The organism is Lactobacillus selangorensis (genome assembly GCF_001437205.1).
Lineage (GTDB): Bacteria > Bacillota > Bacilli > Lactobacillales > Lactobacillaceae > Paralactobacillus > Paralactobacillus selangorensis.
Map to the genome: position 1 here is coordinate 471,155 of NZ_JQAZ01000001.1, position 18,886 is coordinate 490,040.

The 18,886-nt window shown below is 48.8% G+C and carries 20 protein-coding genes and 1 tRNA gene; 7 read left to right on the forward strand and 14 right to left on the reverse strand.

The window, feature by feature from the left end; translation table 11 throughout:
• Positions 1-7: 7 nt before the first annotated feature.
• From glyA to IV40_RS02385, 5 genes are all read right to left on the reverse strand, one after another.
• A complete protein-coding gene (gene glyA, locus IV40_RS02365) occupies positions 8-1,252 on the reverse strand; it encodes a serine hydroxymethyltransferase (RefSeq protein ID WP_057768756.1) in 1,245 nt (414 codons plus the stop codon).
• 102 nt (positions 1,253-1,354) lie between these two features.
• On the reverse strand, positions 1,355-2,398 hold the full coding sequence (locus IV40_RS02370; RefSeq protein ID WP_057768757.1) for an L-threonylcarbamoyladenylate synthase: 1,044 nt from the start codon (positions 2,396-2,398) through the stop codon (positions 1,355-1,357).
• A 15-nt stretch (positions 2,399-2,413) separates the two neighbouring features.
• Positions 2,414-3,256 carry a peptide chain release factor N(5)-glutamine methyltransferase gene (gene prmC, locus IV40_RS02375; protein WP_057768758.1) on the reverse strand — a complete coding sequence of 281 codons (843 nt, stop codon included), beginning with the start codon at positions 3,254-3,256 and terminating at the stop codon, positions 2,414-2,416.
• A complete protein-coding gene (gene prfA, locus IV40_RS02380) occupies positions 3,249-4,328 on the reverse strand; it encodes a peptide chain release factor 1 (protein ID WP_057768823.1) in 1,080 nt (359 codons plus the stop codon). Before prfA ends, prmC begins: the two co-directional genes overlap by 8 nt.
• Positions 4,328-4,957 (reverse strand): thymidine kinase, encoded by a 630-nt coding sequence (locus IV40_RS02385; protein WP_057768759.1) that lies wholly within the window; start codon positions 4,955-4,957, stop codon positions 4,328-4,330. The genes prfA and IV40_RS02385 overlap by 1 nt, the downstream gene beginning before the upstream one ends.
• A gap of 140 nt (positions 4,958-5,097) precedes the next feature.
• Here IV40_RS02385 and IV40_RS02390 point away from each other — a divergent pair, with 140 nt between their 5' ends.
• A complete protein-coding gene (locus IV40_RS02390; RefSeq protein ID WP_057768760.1) occupies positions 5,098-6,450 on the forward strand; it encodes a Mur ligase family protein in 1,353 nt (450 codons plus the stop codon).
• Positions 6,451-6,465: 15 nt separating this feature from the next.
• Positions 6,466-7,194: a type 1 glutamine amidotransferase gene (locus IV40_RS02395; protein WP_057768761.1), complete on the forward strand. Its 729-nt coding sequence runs from the start codon at positions 6,466-6,468 to the stop codon at positions 7,192-7,194.
• 72 nt (positions 7,195-7,266) lie between these two features.
• Here IV40_RS02395 and IV40_RS02400 read toward each other — a convergent pair whose 3' ends face one another.
• The 7 genes from IV40_RS02400 to IV40_RS02430 all read right to left on the reverse strand — a co-directional run bounded on the left by IV40_RS02400 (position 7,267) and on the right by IV40_RS02430 (position 14,466).
• Positions 7,267-8,271, reverse strand: coding sequence for a serine hydrolase domain-containing protein (locus IV40_RS02400; RefSeq protein WP_057768762.1), 1,005 nt, complete (start codon positions 8,269-8,271; stop codon positions 7,267-7,269).
• 59 nt (positions 8,272-8,330) lie between these two features.
• Positions 8,331-8,978: a VOC family protein gene (locus IV40_RS02405; protein WP_057768763.1), complete on the reverse strand. Its 648-nt coding sequence runs from the start codon at positions 8,976-8,978 to the stop codon at positions 8,331-8,333.
• 12 nt (positions 8,979-8,990) lie between these two features.
• Positions 8,991-9,197, reverse strand: a complete 207-nt coding sequence (locus IV40_RS02410) for a VOC family protein (protein WP_162258837.1) — start codon at positions 9,195-9,197, stop codon at positions 8,991-8,993.
• A gap of 200 nt (positions 9,198-9,397) precedes the next feature.
• Positions 9,398-11,287, reverse strand: a complete 1,890-nt coding sequence (locus tag IV40_RS02415) for an ABC transporter ATP-binding protein (RefSeq protein ID WP_057768765.1) — start codon at positions 11,285-11,287, stop codon at positions 9,398-9,400.
• Positions 11,287-13,014: an ABC transporter ATP-binding protein gene (locus IV40_RS02420; RefSeq protein WP_057768766.1), complete on the reverse strand. Its 1,728-nt coding sequence runs from the start codon at positions 13,012-13,014 to the stop codon at positions 11,287-11,289. The genes IV40_RS02415 and IV40_RS02420 overlap by 1 nt, the downstream gene beginning before the upstream one ends.
• 21 nt (positions 13,015-13,035) lie before the next feature.
• Positions 13,036-13,689 carry a TetR/AcrR family transcriptional regulator gene (locus tag IV40_RS02425; protein WP_057768767.1) on the reverse strand — a complete coding sequence of 218 codons (654 nt, stop codon included), beginning with the start codon at positions 13,687-13,689 and terminating at the stop codon, positions 13,036-13,038.
• A gap of 96 nt (positions 13,690-13,785) precedes the next feature.
• Positions 13,786-14,466 (reverse strand): histidine phosphatase family protein, encoded by a 681-nt coding sequence (locus tag IV40_RS02430; RefSeq protein ID WP_057768768.1) that lies wholly within the window; start codon positions 14,464-14,466, stop codon positions 13,786-13,788.
• 128 nt (positions 14,467-14,594) lie between these two features.
• On the opposite strand from IV40_RS02430, the gene IV40_RS02435 reads away from it, so the two are divergent.
• From IV40_RS02435 to pnuC, 3 genes are all read left to right on the forward strand, one after another.
• Positions 14,595-14,924 carry a hypothetical protein gene (locus IV40_RS02435; RefSeq protein ID WP_057768769.1) on the forward strand — a complete coding sequence of 110 codons (330 nt, stop codon included), beginning with the start codon at positions 14,595-14,597 and terminating at the stop codon, positions 14,922-14,924.
• A gap of 16 nt (positions 14,925-14,940) precedes the next feature.
• A complete protein-coding gene (locus IV40_RS02440) occupies positions 14,941-15,153 on the forward strand; it encodes a hypothetical protein (protein ID WP_057768770.1) in 213 nt (70 codons plus the stop codon).
• A gap of 249 nt (positions 15,154-15,402) precedes the next feature.
• Complete coding sequence (gene pnuC, locus IV40_RS02445) at positions 15,403-16,179, forward strand: nicotinamide riboside transporter PnuC (RefSeq protein ID WP_082617821.1); 777 nt, start codon at positions 15,403-15,405, stop codon at positions 16,177-16,179.
• 81 nt (positions 16,180-16,260) lie between these two features.
• Here pnuC and IV40_RS02450 read toward each other — a convergent pair whose 3' ends face one another.
• Positions 16,261-17,031 (reverse strand): hypothetical protein, encoded by a 771-nt coding sequence (locus IV40_RS02450; RefSeq protein ID WP_057768771.1) that lies wholly within the window; start codon positions 17,029-17,031, stop codon positions 16,261-16,263.
• A gap of 147 nt (positions 17,032-17,178) precedes the next feature.
• Between IV40_RS02450 and IV40_RS02455 the strand changes: the two genes are divergently transcribed.
• A complete protein-coding gene (locus IV40_RS02455) occupies positions 17,179-17,835 on the forward strand; it encodes a hypothetical protein (protein ID WP_057768772.1) in 657 nt (218 codons plus the stop codon).
• A gap of 476 nt (positions 17,836-18,311) precedes the next feature.
• Here the strand turns inward: IV40_RS02455 and IV40_RS02460 are convergent.
• Positions 18,312-18,384 (reverse strand) — tRNA-Glu (locus IV40_RS02460).
• Between the two features lie 86 nt (positions 18,385-18,470).
• On the opposite strand from IV40_RS02460, the gene arsC reads away from it, so the two are divergent.
• A complete protein-coding gene (arsC, locus tag IV40_RS02465) occupies positions 18,471-18,878 on the forward strand; it encodes an arsenate reductase (thioredoxin) (RefSeq protein ID WP_057768773.1) in 408 nt (135 codons plus the stop codon).
• The last annotated feature ends 8 nt before the right edge of the window (positions 18,879-18,886 follow it).

Here is an 18,886-nt window from a genome sequence, read left to right on the forward strand (position 1 = left end):
TCTTTTTTTAATATTGGATCTGTGCGACCGGAAATTGGGCCGTCAAGGCAAGCACATCCTGTTCGATCTGCTCCAAAGCCTTGAGATCGTCCCGTTTTTCGATTGCATCGAGGATAAAGTGCACGACCTGCCGGGCTTCCTTTTCCTTAAACCCACGAGTGGTGATTGCCGGTGTTCCGATTCGAATGCCGCTGGTCTTTAAAGGACCATTCTTTTCAAACGGAATCGTGTTCTTATTGACAGTAATGTGCAATTCGTCTAATAGATTCTGCACATCCCGACCATATAAACCTAAACCAGTCACATCGACCAGCATCAGATGATTATCCGTCCCATTGGAAACGACGCGTACCCGCTTATCTTGCTTGAATTCATCAGCCATCGCTTGGGCGTTTTTGATTGTTTGTTCGGCATAGATTTTGAACGACGGTTTCAGCGCTTCATGAAAAGCGGCTGCTTTGCCAGCAATCACATGTTCTAATGGGCCGCCCTGTGTGCCAGGGAAAACGGCCGAATTGAGTGCCTTGCCATATTGTTCTTTAGCTAAAATCATGCCACCACGAGGGCCCCGTAAGGTTTTATGGGTCGTCGTAGTGACGACATCCGCATACGGCACAGGACTAGGGTGCAAGCCGGCGGCCACTAAACCGGCAATGTGAGCCATATCCACCATTAAGTACGCCCCAACATGATCAGCAATTTCACGGAACCGTTTGAAATCAATGATGCGGCTGTAGGCAGAAGCCCCAGCGACAATCATCTTCGGTTTGACCCGTTCGGCCAATTCGGCGACGGCATCATAATCGATCTGTTCTGTTTCAGGATCGACACCATAACTATAGAAGTGATACGTCTGCCCGCTGAAATTGACGGGCGATCCATGTGTCAAATGACCGCCATCCGTCAGGCTCATGCCTAAAACGACATCACCGGGTTCCAAAAAAGCCCGGTAAACGGCCATGTTGGCTTGCGAGCCGGAATGCGGCTGGACATTGACATATTCAGCCCCGAATAATTCTTTAGCCCGATCAATCGCCAGATTTTCGACGACATCGATGTATTCACAACCACCGTAAAAACGGTGGCCAGGATACCCTTCAGCGTATTTGTTCGTTAAGACACTGCCTTGGGCTGCTCGGACAGCTGGTGACACAATATTTTCGGACGCAATCAGTTCGATATTCTGCTGCTGGCGCTGCTCTTCATTGGCAATCGCACCCCATAATTCTGGGTCGTCTTCTTTAAAATTCATTCACATACCCCCTCATTCTATAAAAAAGGCCGAGCTGCGATCCATGACCGCCCTCAACCTAGCTGTTCAAATTATAGCTTATTCAGCCATGAAATGAAATATCTATTGTTTTCTTTGTTCAGTTTCATTCGTCTGCGCATTGAAATGCACTTGCCCAGCAGATTTTTCTAACCGGTTCATGTAGGCAATTCCTAAACCCTCTTTGTCGAATCCTTCGGCCAGAATAATTTTGACTTCGGGATACATATCAAAGTAGCGCAAGCCGTCAAACAGATGCTTGCTGGCTGAGGTAACGGAATCGCCTAATGAAAATTGTTCCTTGAAACGAACGACATTCTGCGCATTCAGAATATCATCAGTTGCCATTATCCCGAACGGCACATTTTGTGCCTGCGCCCATTTGATGGCAGCCGGAAAATCAGCCGCATGGGTTACCACGACCTGAGCATTCGGTGCGTAATGCTTATACTTCATGCCAGGAGCCTTCGGTGTTTCATCAGCAGCAACATGGTGGTGATTGTTCAGAATCGGTCCGATGACCTTTTCGATGTCTTCACGAGTAATAGCACCGGGACGCAGAATCACTGGTGTAGTCACACTGAGATCGAGCACTGTCGATTCGACGCCAACGTCGGTCGGACCACCATCAAGCACACCGGCAATTTTACCATCTAAATCATGCAAAACATGTTCAGCAGTAGTAGGGCTAGGTTTGCCGGAAGTATTCGCAGAAGGACCCACAATCGGCACGCCAGCTTCACGAATCAAATCGAGTGTGATCTGTTTACGTGGGTTGCGGAAGGCAGCTGTCTTCAAGCCGCCGGTCACCACTGGATCAAAGGCATGCGGCCGCAACGGCAAAATCATCGTCAGCGGACCCGGCCAAAAGGCATCCGTCAGCTTCTTAAAACGGCCAGATGGATCAACGGCATATTGTTTGACCTGTTCCGCCGAAACAACATGCACGATCAATGGATTATCGCTAGGACGCCCCTTAGCGATGTAAACCTGTTTGACAGCGGTCGGATTGGTCGCATCGGCCCCTAAACCGTAAACGGTTTCGGTTGGAAACGCCACGAGCTGCCCGTCCTGAATCAATTTAGCAGCCGCAGCCACTTGATCTGGTTTAAAAACAACTGTCTTCAAAAATGGAAACCTCCCTCATTCGGCGAGTTGTCCGGCCATCATTCTAGGATGACCGGCAATGTCACGCCGAAAGTGTAATTTTAATGCTGGAAAATACTGTTTAAACAGTGCGGCAATCGAATCCTGCTGGTGATAGCCGTATTCCAAGAACAACCACCCGTGCGGCCGCAAATAGGCTTGTGCTTGCTGCGCAAACCGCCGGTAGAACTGCAGGCCATCCTCAGGGGCAAACAGTGCTCCCTGAGGCTCGTACTTTAGAACAGAAGCATCCATGACCGCTTTTTCGGAAGCGGCAATGTACGGCGGATTGCTGATAATCAGGTCGAACTGCTGGCCGGCAAGCGGTGCAAACAAATCGCCTTGTTTAAAGGTAATTTTTGCCCCCAGCTGCGCAGCATTGGCTCGGGCCACCTGCACAGCGCTGGCCGATAAATCAGTCGCCGTCAGCTGCCAGGCTGGCCGTTCCAGTTTGAGTGAAACGGCAATGGCGCCAGTGCCGGTCCCAATATCGACCGCCTGCAGAGGCTGATTAGGCAAAGTATTGAGAGCCCATTCGACTAACTCCTCCGTCTCAGGGCGTGGGATCAAGGTCGCCGGCGTCACTTGGAACGAGTGTCCGTAAAAATCGGCCCGTCCAATAATGTATTGGGCGGGAACATCCTGCTCGAACTGAGCCAGATCTTGAGCAAACTGCTTGGCCACAGCGTCTGGCACTGCGGATTGATAATGAACCAGCAGCTGGGTCTGATTCCAGCCCAGCCGTTCCGTCAGCAAATAAGCGGCGGCTGTCGTTTCCTGCCCCCGTGTTTTGAGCTGCTGAGTCGCATCTTGGAGGAGCTGAAAATACGTTTTAGGCATTCAGCTCTTCCAGCTTCTTGGTCTGATCGGACAAGATTAAAGCTTCGATGATTTCATCGAGATCGCCGTTCATAATCTTATCGAGCTTGTTTAAAGTCAATCCGATGCGATGATCAGTGACACGATTCTGCGGATAATTGTACGTCCGGATTCGTTCGGAACGATCACCTGTCCCAACGGCGGATTTCCGTTTTTCATCGTATTCGTTCTGGTTCTGTGTTTCATAATAATCATAGACACGGGCCCGCAAAATCTGCATCGCCTTGGCACGGTTCTGCTGCTGCGAACGCTGATCTTGCATCGTCACAACGATCCCGGTTGGCAAATGGGTCATCCGGACAGCCGAAGATGTCTTGTTGATATGCTGACCGCCGGCACCACTGGAACGGTAGACATCGGTCCGGATATCCTTTGGATCGATATCAATATCGACCTGATCGTATTCTGGCATGACCCCGACCGTCGCTGTCGACGTGTGCACCCGGCCGGCCGATTCGGTCTTGGGGACCCGCTGCACACGGTGAGCCCCATTTTCATACTTTAATTTTGAAAAGACACTATCGCCGGTAATCATCAGAACGACTTCCTTGAAACCGCCGACTTCGGTCGGATTGGAATCGATAATCTCCGTCTTCCAGCCCTGCTTTTCAGCATATTTTTCGTACATGCTGAGCAAGTCGCCGGCAAACAAACTGGCTTCATCACCACCAGCGGCGCCCCGAATTTCCATAATGATGTTCTTATCATCATTAGGATCCTTCGGCAGCATCAGCATGGTGATATCATGCTCGAGCTTTTCCTTCTTGTTGCCAAGTTCGCTGAGATCTTCTTTGGCCAGCTCTTCTAGGTCGCTGTCTTTGGATTCACGGAGCACTTCTTCGCTTTCTTTGATGTCATCTTGTACTTGTTTATACTGCTTGTACTTGGCCACAACATCCCGCATGCTGGCCTCTTCTTTGATGAGGTCGCGGTAACGATTCGTATCGTTGATGACTTCGGGATCCGACATCAATTCTTGTAATTCATCATAACGATCGACCAGCCCATCGAGCTGTTCGAACATTTTGTCCATTACTGCCATTTTTCTTCCCCTTCGCTAATATCTTCTGTGCGTGGGTCCTGCTGCAATTCATCCAGCGGCGGGTTGAAGTAGTGTTCCCGGCACACTGGATAATAGGACTCATTACCATCAATCTGAATCTGTTCGCCGGTATAAACTGGTTTGTGATCGTGGACACGCAGATTCATCGTCGCCTTCCGATAGCAGAACCAGCAGATCGTCTTCATTTCTTCGATCTTGTCGGCATATAATAATAAATATTTCGACCCCTCAAAGAGATCGTTTTTAAAATCATTCTTCAAGCCGAACGTCATGACCGGCACATTCAGTTCGTCCACGACCCTGGCACATTCCAACACATGGTGTTTCTGTAAAAATTGAGCTTCATCGATGAGGACACAAGCAATGTGATCACGATGAGCCGCAACATAATCAAAGATGTTCGTTTTTGCAAAGATCGGGACGGCTGCCCGTTCCAATCCCATTCGTGAGGCGATCTGACCGACACCAGTCCGATCGTCCACCCCGCTGGTCATTAAAATAACGGGTTTGCCTTGTTCTTCATAGTTATGGGCGACCTTCAAAATATCGATCGATTTCCCACTGTTCATTGCACCATAACGGAAAAATAATTGGGCCACGCTTGCCAACTCCTTTGTTTTCTCTGTAACAAGTATACTCGATTTAATTGCAAATTTCGAGGTCTTGCGGCATGCGAACGTTTCAAATTTAGCTTCTTATATGGTAAGATTATTTCAAATCAAAGAGGTGGAACATACACATGACTATTCGCAGTAGTTTTGCAGAAACAGTCGGCAAATCGTCCTACTGGTTCCTGCACACATTTATGAAGGGCGGCAGTTCTTTCCCAGGCCGCATTGCTGAACAAATCGACCCAGCCGTTTTGAAGGACTTGGGCCGCAATTATGATGTCATCCTCGTGACGGGGACCAACGGCAAGACCTTGACGACCTCGCTAATCGTCAAAGTGCTGGCCCAAAAGTATGATCAGATTCTGACCAATCCCAGTGGTTCCAACATGACACAAGGAATCATCACAGCGTTTCTGACCGACAAGGAGAAGCCGAAACGGCACCAGCGGAAACTGGCCGTCCTCGAAGTCGATGAAGCCAACGTCAAACTGGTCAGCCGTTATGTGAAGCCGAAAGCCTTCGTCCTGACGAATATCTTCCGGGACCAGCTCGATCGCTATGGCGAAATCTATACAACCAACGACAAAATTCTCGAAGGCATCAAGTTAGCTCCCAATGCGACAGTGATTGCAAATGGCGATGAAGCCTTGTTTGCTTCGGAAAAATTACCGAATCCAGTTATTTACTTTGGTTTCGACGATCAGCCGGATGGCGACGTCGTGGCAACACCGAACACAGATGGCGTCCTCTGCCCCGTTTGCAACCATATTCTCCACTATAAATTCATTACTTACAGCAACTTGGGCAAATATTTCTGCCCGCACTGCGGTTTCCACCGGCCGGCCTTGAAGTATCGGGTTACCAAACGAATCCATATGGACCCAACGTCCTCACAGTTCTGTATCGACGAACGCCCGTATGCCATCCAAGTCGGCGGTCTATATAATGTTTACAACGCCTTAGCCGCTTACAGTGTCGGTCGTTTTCTCGGCGTCAAACCAGCCCAAATCGAAAAAGCCTTCCAATATGATGAAAAAGTCTTCGGGCGGCAGGAAGTGATTCAGCTCGGCGACAAAAAACTGACTTTGATTCTGGTCAAGAATCCAGTCGGACTCAACCAGGTACTCGACATGATTTCGACTGACGCTCAGCCTTTCTCGCTTGGCTGGCTGCTCAATGCTAACTTTGCCGATGGCATCGATACGAGCTGGATTTGGGACGGCAATTTCGAAGACTTTGTGCGGAATAATGACGTACCGGCCGTTGTCACTGGCGGCGATCGGGTCAGCGACATTTCGTTCCGGCTCAAAATTGCCGGTGCACCGGACGATAAAATCCATCCGAATCAGGATCTCGACCACTTTATCGACGAACTCAAACAAGTTCCCACTGATCACTTGTACGTCTTGGCCAACTACACTTCAATGCTGCAGCTGCGCCAGAAGTTTGCTGATATGAAGCTCGTTGCCAACAGAATGTAAGGAAAGGAAAAAAGCATGGAACTTAATTTTGCCCATTTATACGGCGATCTCATGAATACCTATGGGGACCTCGGCAATATCCTCGTCCTCAAATACTACGCCGAACAGCTCGGCATCAAGGTCAACGTCGACCTTGTCAGCCTCGATACTCCGTTTGATGCCAATAAGTACCACTTCGTCCTTTTTGGCGGCGGCCAGGATTACGAACAAGTCGTCATTTCAAAGGATATCCAGAACAAGGCCGATTCACTGACGAATTACATCGAAAACGGCGGCCCGCTGCTGGCTGTTTGCGGCGGCTATCAGTTGCTGGGTCAATATTACATTGGGGCCCATGGCGAAAAAATTCCTGGTATCAGTGCCTTGAGCCACTATACACTGAGCCAGGATCACAATCGTTTCATCGGCAACATCGAGATTCACAACGATGCTTTCGATGAAAATTACTACGGTTTCGAAAATCATAACGGGATGACCTTTTTGGGCGACGAAGAACAGCCGCTCGGCCATGTTGTCAGCGGCCACGGCAACAACGGCCAAGATGGCACAGAAGGCGCCATTTACAAGAATACCTTCTGCAGCTACTTCCATGGCCCGATTCTGACGCACAATGCCCCAATCACACGCCGATTGCTCAAGGCAGCCATTCATGCCGCCGATCCCGATGCCGACCTGACACCAGTTGATGAATTGGACATCCAAAACGCCGCCGTCGACGTACCAGAAGCAAAACATAATTTTTAAAAGACTGGCTGAGTCATTTCAGCCTCGAAACAAAAACGACTGTCTTCATTTTGCGAAGACAGTCGTTTTTGTTTACTTATTTTCCTGTAAAAAAGTTTGGATAATCTGATCGCGCCGCTCCAGAAAAACCTGATTGTCACGGGTCGGATGAATACGATTGGATAAGACAATCAGGCCGCTCTGCTTCAGACGGTCGATCAGCATAAACGTGCCGGTAAACCCAGTGTGATACAGCAACGCATGCCCGTCCGTTGGGTCAAAACGCAAATCCCAACCAATCGAACGGCCTAAATTATTAGGCGCATAGTTTTGAAACAGCTTTGCAACCGTCTTTTGCTGAATAGGTGCATCCGGCAAGTCGGCCTGCCCTAACATAAACTGTTCAAAGGCAATTAAATCACTCAAGGGAGCAAATAATCCGGCTGACGCCCCATGTTCCTTCAGCGTGTAGGCCTTCGGGTCATGGACGACACCTTGAATAACGCCTCGTTCTGGTGTCACTTCGGTCGGCACACACTGACGGGGGTCGGGCTGAAACGTCGAATGGCGCAGCTGCAACGGCTGTAAAACTCGTTCGGTAAGCGCCTGCTGGATTGGTTCATGGACGATTTTTTCCATCATCCAGCCGACAAACAGCAGTCCGACATCGGTGTAAACAACTTGCTTTTCAAACGTATCGTTGACGTGTTCGTGGAGCAAGGCCGTTTTCAGCTGCTCCGGCGGCAACGCATCCCGATTTGGAATATACCCCCGAATCCCCGAAGTATGCGTCATCAAATGACGAATCGTAACCCGGTCATCGCCGAATTCGGGTAAGTACTTCCGCACTGGTGTATCAAGCGACAACTGCCCCTTTTCAAAGAGCTGAAGCAATAGCGTCGTCGTTCCGATCACCTTGGTCAAAGACGCCAGATCGTACAGCATATTGACCTTAAGCGGGCGTGGCTGCGGCACTAAAGCAGATCGGCCCAGCACATTCTGGTGGACCTGCTGGTTTTTGAGCAGTGCGTACGAGACGCCGGGAACGATGTGCTGGTGGACAAGTGCTTCGATTTCAGTAGCGGTTTGTGCAAACATAAAAGGACCTCTTTTTCACAAAAAGGCCGTGACCGCAGTCACAGCCCCTGATTTTCTTGTTAAGCAAGTGATAATAATAATTGAATGCCGTTCGGATCAGTTACCATCAAAACTTGATGATCCTGGTTGTAAGAATATTCAATTTCTTCTGAACGCAGGTTATCGAGGATCAAATCCATGCCATCCTGATTCGGCAGCAATAAGTTGACGTAATCAAGTCCATAATTATTCTCCTGTGGAACAACGACATCGTGCTTTTCAATCAGTTCCAAGCCAATATGATGATGATAATCACCAGCGGCTAAAAACTCTTGGTCGGAACCGGCGACATCGTTGATGCCAAAGCCGAGACCATGCACATAAAAGTTGGTGGAAGCGTCCATATCAGCAACTTGAAGCTCAGCGTGACCGATCGTAGTCCCGGCTGGAATGCCGTCATAGCTGCCGTGAGCCTTGTCAGTCACAACGGCTGCATCGATTTCTTTGCTGACTTCATTCTTCCAGTCATATTGGGTATTGCTGTGCCACGATTCGATGGCTTTATCAATGGCAAATTCGACGCCATTGCCCTCAGGATCTTCGAGGTCGAAATAACGGCTGTACCCATTTTCGTAAACGCCTGTAATCGGTGTGCCCAATTGCTGCAGATGCTCCAACATATTGCCGAGATCGGCATCATTCGGCAGCAAGAACGCATAATGAGTCATTCCAGCCAGCGGTTAATCAGTGGTCTTCCCATCGATCTGCCGGAACGTCAGCAACACTTCCTGATTGACCTGGGTGCCTAAATAAACTTGGTCATTCGTCCGCTTTAACACCCGCAACCCTAAGATGTTCGTGTAAAATTCTGTCATCTTGTCTAAATCCTGAACTTTTAAAGCCAAAAAGCCGATGCGTGTTTCCGGTGCAATTTTAAACGTTGCCATTTCATTCACTCCCGTATTTTCAATCTTCCCCTTCATTTAACGCCACTTTGACAAAAAGTACAAGGAAGACGACGCACAGCGTACGACAAAGTGCGATTAAACAAGCTGTTTGCACTTTGAAACACGTTTTATCCCCACCTCCATTCCTCCCACAAAAAAACTGCCGCTCCAATTGAGCGACAGTTTCTTTTTTAAACTGGTTAATCATCTGCGGTCATGTTGCCTGTGAACTGGCTGTTATAGAGATCGGCGTAGAAGCCGTTCTTCTTCATCAAGGAATCATGGGTCCCGGTTTCAACGATGCTCCCATGGTTCATGACGATAATGTTATCGGCGTCCCGAATCGTTGACAAACGATGGGCAACGACGAAACTGGTCCGGTCCTTCAGCAAACGATTCATCGCATGCTGGATGTGCAATTCGGTCCGGGTATCGACGGAACTCGTCGCTTCATCAAGAATCAGAATCTGCGGATCAGCAACGAACGCACGGGCAATTGTCAGCAACTGGCGCTGCCCTTGTGAAATGTTGGAAGCTGATTCATTGAGAACCGTGTTATAGCCGTCTGGGAGCTGCCGGACGAACGTGTCGACATGGGCGGCTTTCGCAGCGGCTAAGATTTCATCATCCGTTGCGTCTTCACGACCATATTTGAGATTGTCCCAAATGGTCCCAGTGAACAGCCATGTGTCCTGCAGCACCATGGCAAAATGGCTGCGCAGGTCTTCACGACTCATGTCACGAGTATCGGTCCCTTCATAACGAATCGAGCCGCCGGTGACATCGTAGAACCGTTCCAGCAAGTTGATAATGGTCGTCTTGCCGGCTCCGGTCGGTCCGACGATCGCAATCATCTGACCTGGCTTGACTTGCAAGTTGTAATCCGTCATCAGCGGTGCATCTGGCGAATAGCCGAACTGAACGTGATCCATTTCAACGATATTAGGATCGTTGGCAATTGGCTTCAAACCAGATGGTTCGTTGGTCATGTCGGGTTCATCGAGCACTTCGAAAATCCGTTCCGCACTGGCAATCGTTGACTGAATCGTGTTCGTCAAATTGGCAAGCTGGGTAATCGGCTGCGAGAACTGCTGCGTGTACTGCAGAAACGCCTGAACGTCCCCTAAAGTCGTCTGCCCATGAGCAACTCGAATCCCACCGACAACAGCGACGAAAACATAGCCTAAGTTGTTGATGAACGTCATCAACGGCATGATGACCCCAGAAATGAACTGGGCCTTCCATGCGGCTTGATAATAGTTGTTGTTCTGAACTTCGAAGTCTTTCGTAGCTTGGTCTTCACGGTTGAACGTCTTGAGGACCAATTGGCCGGCATAATCTTCTTCAACCTGGTTGTTCAGCAAGCCCAAGCTGGACTGCTGCTGACCGAAGTATTTCTGCGAACGTGGTGCCACAATCCCGACAACAATCAGGCTCAATGGCAGGGTAATTAACACAATTAAAGTCAGTTGCCATGAAATCGACAGCATCATCCACAGCGTTCCGATAAACGTGACGGTACTGGTAACCATCTGCGTTAAGCTGGTCTGCAAGGTGGAAGCAATGTTATCCATATCGTTGATAGCACGAGACATGATATCCCCGTTTGAATGCGTGTCGTAATAAGAAATCGGCACTTTCTTCATCTTATACTTAAGTTCTTTACGCATTTTATAAACCGTCTGCTGCGATACACGGGTCATAATAAACTGCTGCAAGAAACTGAAAATTGCTGAAGCAATATACATAATGATGACTGTGATAATAATCTGTTTAATCTTATCAAAGTCGATTGGGAAGCTGCGGACCGGAATGCCGGCCTTTTGCTCCGCTGTTCCCTTCAAAACGCCCTTGTAGATTTCAGTAGTCGCTTTCCCTAAAATCTTCGGTGTCCGAATCTGGAAAATGGTGGAGGCAATCGCCAAAACTAAGACGGCAATCAGTGCCACCGTCCGATCAGACATATAGCGTAACAGCCGCATCGCACTTGGCCAGAAGTTCTGGGCCTTTTCGACAGGGCCGCGACCACCGCCGGGACCATGATGCTGCTGTGACTGAGCCGGACGATTTTTGTTTGTCTCTTCTGCCATTATTTGTCGTCCCCCTCTCGAATCTGTGAGTTGACAATTTCTTGATAAGTCTTGTTATTGGCTAATAATTCCTTGTGTGTTCCTTTACCAGCAACTTTCCCGTCATCCAGAACTAAGATCGTATCGGCATCGGCAACGGTCGACACACGCTGGCCGACGATGACGACGACACTCTTCTGAATTTCTGGGTCGGCTTTCAAGGCCGCCCGCAAATCGGCATCGGTCTTGAAATCGAGCGCTGAGAATGAATCATCGAACACGTAAACGGATGCTTTCTTAACGAGAGCACGCGCAATGGCTAACCGCTGACGCTGGCCGCCAGAGAAGTTGCCGCCGCCTTGTTCGACGTGCATGTCCAAGCCGCCTTCTTCTTTAACGAAGCCATCTGCCTGAGCCACTTTCAAAGCATGCCAGATTTCATCATCAGTTGCATCGGGTTTCCCGAACTGCATGTTGTCCCGCACAGTCCCAGTAAACAAATTGGCCTTCTGCGGCACAAACGAAACCTGCCCATGCAGATCATGCTGAGTAACATCCTTGACATTGGTCTGGTCGACGTTGACACTCCCATCGGAAGCATCATACAAACGGGGAATCAGGTTGATGAGAGTTGATTTCCCGGAACCAGTCCCGCCGATGACGGCAACAGTCTGCCCGGCCGTGGCCGAGAAGTCAATGTCCGTGAGTGCCAACGCTTCAGCATTCTCATACCGGAAGTTGACATGGTCGTACTTCAAAGCAACCGGCTTATCTTCCAGTTTCTCCGGATCGCTGGGATCGGTAATATCCGACTTCAAATCGAGGGCCTGCTGAATACGAGCAGCTGAAGCTTGCCCACGGGGAATGAAGACGAAGATCATCGATAAGAGCATGAAACTGATCAGAATCTGCATGGCATAAGTCATGAAGGCAACTAAATTCCCGACTTGCATGACTTGGTTGGCAATCAGATGACCGCCCCAATAAACGATCGCTACGTTGGTGCCGGACATGATCAAGGTCATGGCTGGGAAGACGATCGCCATAATACTATAAACTTTGGTGGCATTCTGGGTGTAATCCCGGTTGACACCATCAAACCGTTCCTGTTCGAAATCATCCTGACGGAAAGCCCGGATGACACGCACCCCAGTCAAGCCTTCACGGAAGACCAAGTTGATGTTATCGGTCTTGGTCTGCATTTTCTTGAACAACGGTACGGCAAAAATCATGATGATTCCCATCAAAACAATCAGGATTGGAATGACATAAATGAAAATCTGCGTCAAAGTATGGTTCTTTTGATAAGCTAAGAACGCTGCCCCAACCAGCATGATTGGTGCTTGAATCATCATCCGCAAGAACATCATAGCGACATTCTGAATCTGGACGACATCGTTGGTGGTCCGGGTAATCAGCGAACTGGTCCCGATTTGATCCAATTCATCGTTCGAATAATGAACGACTTTGCTGAAAATATCGGAACGTAAATTTTTCCCATATCCTTGTGACGTCCGGGCCGCTAAATACACGTTCCCGAAGGCAGCGGCGACACTAAGCAGTGAAAAGCCCAGCATTTTCGCACCGGCACTCCAGATATAGGCAATATTCCCTTTGGCGACACCATTATTGATGATGTCCGCCGTTAAATTTGGTAAGTATAGGTTGGCAACCACTTGAACGATCATGAACAAAATGGCGCCCAGCACGGCCGGATAGGACACTCGGCCTTTGGCTAACTTGAACATCTTAAAACTCCCTTCGCCGGTTTATAATTGAGGTTTGCTGACCCCGAATTCGAGCCAATCGAGCTCGTGATTGAACATGTGCACAATTTCAGCTGTTGGAACCACTACTCCGGCCGCTTTCTGGCGGAAGTAGGACCCTAACGACTGGATGACAATCAGCATCAGCAGACTAAAGAGATTGGCCGCATCTTCGGGCGTGTCAATCTTCAGTTTGGAATAGTCGATTGTAACATTGGAAATCATACGTTCGATACTCTTATGATGCGGATGTTTGTGCGCCCGTTGCTGATGGTCTTCTTTATTAGACGCATTCAGCCGGTCGACGTGGGTAAACTGCCGTTCGAAAAAAGCGGCGTTCGGACCCGACAGGACCGTCACGATTTTTTGTGCAAAGAAATCGCGGAAGGCGGCAAACAAATCGCCATGGTGCTTGTCTTCCAAGCACGCCTTCCACTCTGCATCCATATTTGCAAAGATCTGTTGAACATAGTAATCAAAAATATCCGCTTTATCTTCAAAATACTGATAAAAACTGCCGCGCGGAATACTAGCCAGTTTGATGATATTGCTGATCGAAGCATCTTCGAAGCGAGCTCGGGAGAATTCAATTCGAGCCGCAGTCATCAAACGCTGTTGTTTTGCTTCCGGCAGACGAAAAAACGTCTTTTTGGGCACAAAAAAGCTCCTTTCATGAAATAACTAAATGACATCTTGTCATGTGACGTGTTGTCATTATATAAAAAATGCGCTTGAATTGCAAGCGACATTCTGTCATTTTACTGAAAAAAGCTGTTTGGTGCTCGTGGCATTGACGGCACCGATCGTAATCTCGTTTTCATCATAATGAACGTGAGTCACACTGGCGTTTTTCGGCATCGAAATCGGCAGTTTCACTTTCGGATCAAGTGCCAGCAAATACAAGCTCATGATGAAAGCATGCGAAACGACCAGCACATTGCCGCCGTTCGGAAAATCGGCCTTAATCTCGTCGATCTGTGTCTGCATCCGTTCGAGGGCCGTTTCCTGCGTATCAGCGACGCCGGTCTGGTCCATCGCTGTGAACCCCTCCGCCATCAGCGGAATAAACGTCGCCGGCGACCGTAAACTGGCAGCAATCTTGCGGACACCGAAATGGGCAACCATCAACCGGCCGATGTCAATGTCCCGCATATTTTCAAACGACCCGAAGTTGTATTCCCTTAAATGGGCCGTTGTCGTCTTAGCAGTCACTTCCGGGTGCGTTGCCAAAATAATCTGCGCTGTTTCCCGTGTCCGGCTGCGGTCACTAGCATAGGCCCCAATAAAGGGAATTTTGGCCAGTGTGTCCCGTGTATGGGCAGCTTCCTTGCGGCCCGTTTCGTTGAGCGGTTCGTTCATGATGCCCTGTAAACGTCTATGTGCGTTCGCATCGGTCTGACCATGACGAACAAAATAGAGATCTAATGCAGTCATCAACCCTCACTCCCAATCTTTCGATTCCAATGCTATAATGTAAGCAATTAACGCGATTGCTTTTTATGTTAGCATATTCGACTGCGTTACGACCGTTTTACAATAAATTTTTTTGTAAGGAGAACGTCATGAACGAATTTGACAGTGATACTTTAATTCTGCAGTATGTCCAGCAGCACCCTGAAAGTGTCCGGACCGAACTCAATCAATACGAAAACGTCATTACTTTCACCTTATCGGACTTGGTGTTATTTCCGGATGGACAGGAATTATTCCCGCCAATGCGGCTCCATGTCCGGCGGCTTCCAACTCAGTATGTTGCCCGCAATTACGGCCTGCTTTCCTACTTCTATAAGCGGATCACCAACAAGGACCTTGGCCATTTCGGCGAAATCTGGATGACGACGGCCCATTTGACCGATCGGCACGCCCTGCTGGTGGAATTGTCATTTGAATAGGAAGAAGGCTGGCAATGTGGCACAGCATTCTAAACAAGAAGCCCAAAAAATCCGGCATGAGCTGACGGTCCAGCTGCTCGAGTTCTTTTTGCTCGACCTCGTTTTGCTGGCAGCCAGCCAGGTCGTTTCAGCTCTCATTCTACGCTTTGCGGCCTGGGGATGCAGCTTATACTGCCTGTTTTTATTCGGAGAACTATTACTGCAGATCTGGACCAATCGCAACGTGTGAATTTCTGAATCATCACAAGAGTTCGAAAAAAATTCGAATTCTTTTTTTATACCCTGTGAAAGGGATTTCCCCGCCCGATTGATGGGCACGAGCCACTATTGGTAGTGTACAACCAAGTTTGGACCGCACCATCTAGTCGAAAAAGCAACCCCTTTTATTTATCTTTTTTTCATTGCATAATAGTTCGTGGCTAAATTTTCTCATTTACTGGCCACCCATTAAATAAATCCTAAAGGAGAGGTTTTTTCTATGCAACAATCAGAACAAAAGCAACACGAAGATATTGCGCTCACCAGCGTGCTCAAGCCGAGCTGGTACGTCGAACAAATGAAGGGCTGGACCAAACGGAGTTACATCCTGCTGATTATTGGGCTTGTCATCATCGGCGGAACGACTTTCTTGTCCCCAATCACCTTTGATTCGATCATGACTATGCTGGCTGGGATGCTTGGGTTTACGTGCACCATCAGTATTACCAACACCAAACCATTGAATGGGATCTTTGGATTGGTCAGTGCGCTGATTTATATCTACGTGGCTTTCACCGCCAAAAATTACTCCGACATGCTGCTACAGACCGTCTACATCTTATTACTCGATCTGCCGGTCCTGCTCATGCCAGGCTGGGCGAAGAATGTCAACGAACGGGTCCGGACCGTTAAGGAATCCAAGCATTCATCTCGCAACTGGGCTTTGTTCGCCCTATTCTTTGTGGTCGTTTTAGCCGCATTGTATTTCTTTGAATCCCGTTACACCAACTCCCCACGTCCAGCAATCGATTCACTCGCCGCTGCAATCGGGATTACCGGTGCGCTGCTGACCACCTTGCGTTTCTCCGACACATACTACTTCTGGCTGGCACAGGGCCTGATGTCCGTTACCCTCTGGGGAATCACCGCCATGCAGGGCGGCGCCAACTGGGTCTTATTCATTACTTATATCCTGTACCTGAGCAATGACTTCATTGCCTTCTTCGACAAGGGTGTTGCTTGGTTCCATCATAATCAATATCATAAAGAAGCTTAATCATTACCTACTATTAAATAAAGAGAGAAATAAATGAGCGTGAGAAGGATCTTGCAGAAGCAAGGTCCTTTTTTCGTGGCTTCAGTGCCGCACCGGCAGCGCACTCAATGGTGCCGTCAAACTGACATCATCCTGGATTGCCCGCACCTCCTGCGGTGTCAAATCATGATTGCTCCGGGTCCGCTGACCATGCTTGTCGACTGGATTGCTCAAGAAGTCAAACTCCCACTGTTCACGGTGCAGCTGCCCCAGATACAGTTCGCCATGGTGAATCGGCAGTATCACGCTCAGCCGGAATTTTTCGTTTTTGACCGTGATACCTTCAATCGTGATAGCTTGAATCTGGCTGGCAAGTGCTGCTAGCGGCTGATCCAGTTCGTCTAAGAAAACGGCCGGCACAAACTGCAATTGCCCTGGTCTGGCGACAGCATGCTGAACCCCGCTGCAATAGTCCTCAACGCCGGCTCGTTCGTAATGGACCGTCACATATAGTTCGGCGATGCGATTGTCCGAATAGTTGGCGATCGTCAGCATAGGCAGATGTTCCCCATTTACATAAGCAGCGTGAGCGTGGCGGCGCTGTTTTTCATCGGCTAGCACCGCTACGGTGTCCTGATTACTGGCAACGGCTTTCCGGTTGAATTTGACCTCTAAAATGGGACGGGCAAATTTGGCATTCACATACAGACTATTGTCTTTACGCAGCTGGGTCTCCTTGCGCATTAAATCCGCCGACCGTTTCACCTGCCAGATAACTAGAAAAATAGCAACGATCGACCCGATCGTGCTGATCACTTCGGCCCACGAAGTCCCGACTTCCATCTCCAACACTTTTGACGCTGCGAACACCATACCCTTCACCTTCCTTAGCTTTATCATACCAGCTTCGCCAGCTGCCACGGTCCAAAACGCTTTTTTACGAATCTGGCTGACAAACGGTCCTAAAAGGGCGTAAAATAGGTTAAGCAAGCGTTTCCAATTTGGAGGAGGAATTTGACAATGAGCAAAAAAGCAAGCAAGGAAAAGCAGTCAAAACAGGCGAACGATGATCAAGAAGGCGTTGATTGGTACGCTGCGACCGCCGTTTATGGCGACATCATGCGGGATTTTCCCACTTTACGTAATTTTCTCGGCCGACTGAAAGTCTACAATGACGCAACATGTGTTGATTTACTGGCGATGGCCGGTTCCCTGCATATGCGCATCAATTACAGTGCCGATCTCAAGACTGATTTCATGATTCATCCCCAGAAAGCAGTCGGCGAGGATACCCAGATGGTCGAAGCCAGTCTGATCATCACAGATAGCCATGTCACCTATCCTGAACAGGCCTGGATTGTCGGCAAAGGCTTCGCGAGTTTCATTCTGAAAACCGTCGACTACGTTTCTGACTTCAGCGAAGATGACAAAACGATGCAAAAATGGACGGTTGAATCTTTAGCTGCAGCATTGCTGCTGCCGGAAGACATGGTTCGGCATGACACCGAGCTTGCCATGAAGCACAACAAGGCGTTTCTGAAAGTCATCGACAAGGCCAATGTGCACCAACTGTTCAACAGCCCGCATATCAGCGTTATCACCGCCACCGCCGCTCGACTCGCCAATGTGCCTGAATGGCTGATGCGGCAGCGAATCGATGCCGTTTATAATGGATAGTGTCTTTGTGAGGGAGCGTGACAGAAGTCGCTTTTTGACCTCGTTGTCACGCCCCCGCGAGGACAGCTAGGCATTTACTCAGCCTTGGGAGAGCTACAGAAGTCGTTTTTTGACTTCATCGTAGCCTCCCCCGCAAGACCATTTAGGCATTTACCTAGCTTTGTAAAAGCTAGGTAGGTTACTGCGCGATGTAAATGCCAGATGGCTACCGCGTTTCGCAAATTTATACTGTTCAAACAAAAATGATTCTTTAAATGCAATTTTTGCATTTAAAGAGTCATTTTTCGTGAAAGAGGCACTGATGTCACAGCCTCTTTTTTAGTGGCACCACTTTAGAATGACCTTATTTTATCCTTGCTCAGCATTCTTCCGACACTTATACAAGGCAGATTAGAACATCAAAACGCAGCCTGAAATGAAAACAGTTTTAAAAACACAAAAAACGCCCCTTCTAAACAAGAAAGGACGTTTAAAAATCACCCGCACGGGGATCGAACCCGTAACTCCGCCTTGAGAGGGCGACGTCTTAACCAATTTGACCAGCGGGCAATAATTGGAACACTTTAAGTTTATAGAAAGAGGTCCTGTTCGTCAAGTATTTTCTGTATAATGAACTCAAAAAGGAGCTGTCCGCAATGAAAAAAATTTATTTCCTGTGTACTGGCAATACCTGCCGCAGCCAAATGGCGGAGGGTTACGCTCGAGCGCTGTTACCTGGGTGGCGCGTTCAAAGCGCCGGTATTGCGCCCGGCCAACTCGATTCACGTGCTGTACAGGTTATGGCTGAAGACGGCATCGACATTTCCAAACAATTTGCCAAGCCGATCGATCCGCATGTCCTCAAAACAGCGGACCTTGTCGTGACTTTGTGCGGCGATGCCCGTGACCATTGTCCTGTAACGCCGCCCACTGTTCAAAAACTGCACTGGCCGCTGCCTGATCCAGCCCATGCGACCGGAACCCCCGACCAGCAATTAGCCGTCTTTCGGCAGGTCAGAGATCAAATCAAACACAATATTTTAGACTTGAAACACGTTCGTTAATTCGAACG

Coding starts and splice junctions, on each gene's coding strand:
- glyA (WP_057768756.1), bottom strand. CDS start 1,252: ATGAATTTTAAAGAAGACGACCCAGAATTATGGGGTGCGATTGCCAAT.
- IV40_RS02405 (WP_057768763.1), bottom strand. CDS start 8,978: ATGACTCATTATGCGTTCTTGCTGCCGAATGATGCCGATCTCGGCAAT.
- prmC (WP_057768758.1), bottom strand. CDS start 3,256: ATGCCTAAAACGTATTTTCAGCTCCTCCAAGATGCGACTCAGCAGCTC.
- IV40_RS02420 (WP_057768766.1), bottom strand. CDS start 13,014: ATGTTCAAGTTAGCCAAAGGCCGAGTGTCCTATCCGGCCGTGCTGGGC.
- IV40_RS02390 (WP_057768760.1), top strand. CDS start 5,098: ATGACTATTCGCAGTAGTTTTGCAGAAACAGTCGGCAAATCGTCCTAC.
- prfA (WP_057768823.1), bottom strand. CDS start 4,328: ATGGACAAAATGTTCGAACAGCTCGATGGGCTGGTCGATCGTTATGAT.
- IV40_RS02455 (WP_057768772.1), top strand. CDS start 17,179: ATGAGCAAAAAAGCAAGCAAGGAAAAGCAGTCAAAACAGGCGAACGAT.
- arsC (WP_057768773.1), top strand. CDS start 18,471: ATGAAAAAAATTTATTTCCTGTGTACTGGCAATACCTGCCGCAGCCAA.
- IV40_RS02395 (WP_057768761.1), top strand. CDS start 6,466: ATGGAACTTAATTTTGCCCATTTATACGGCGATCTCATGAATACCTAT.
- IV40_RS02415 (WP_057768765.1), bottom strand. CDS start 11,287: ATGGCAGAAGAGACAAACAAAAATCGTCCGGCTCAGTCACAGCAGCAT.
- IV40_RS02435 (WP_057768769.1), top strand. CDS start 14,595: ATGAACGAATTTGACAGTGATACTTTAATTCTGCAGTATGTCCAGCAG.
- IV40_RS02400 (WP_057768762.1), bottom strand. CDS start 8,271: ATGTTTGCACAAACCGCTACTGAAATCGAAGCACTTGTCCACCAGCAC.
- pnuC (WP_082617821.1), top strand. CDS start 15,403: ATGCAACAATCAGAACAAAAGCAACACGAAGATATTGCGCTCACCAGC.
- IV40_RS02450 (WP_057768771.1), bottom strand. CDS start 17,031: ATGGTGTTCGCAGCGTCAAAAGTGTTGGAGATGGAAGTCGGGACTTCG.
- IV40_RS02430 (WP_057768768.1), bottom strand. CDS start 14,466: ATGACTGCATTAGATCTCTATTTTGTTCGTCATGGTCAGACCGATGCG.
- IV40_RS02410 (WP_162258837.1), bottom strand. CDS start 9,197: ATGGCAACGTTTAAAATTGCACCGGAAACACGCATCGGCTTTTTGGCT.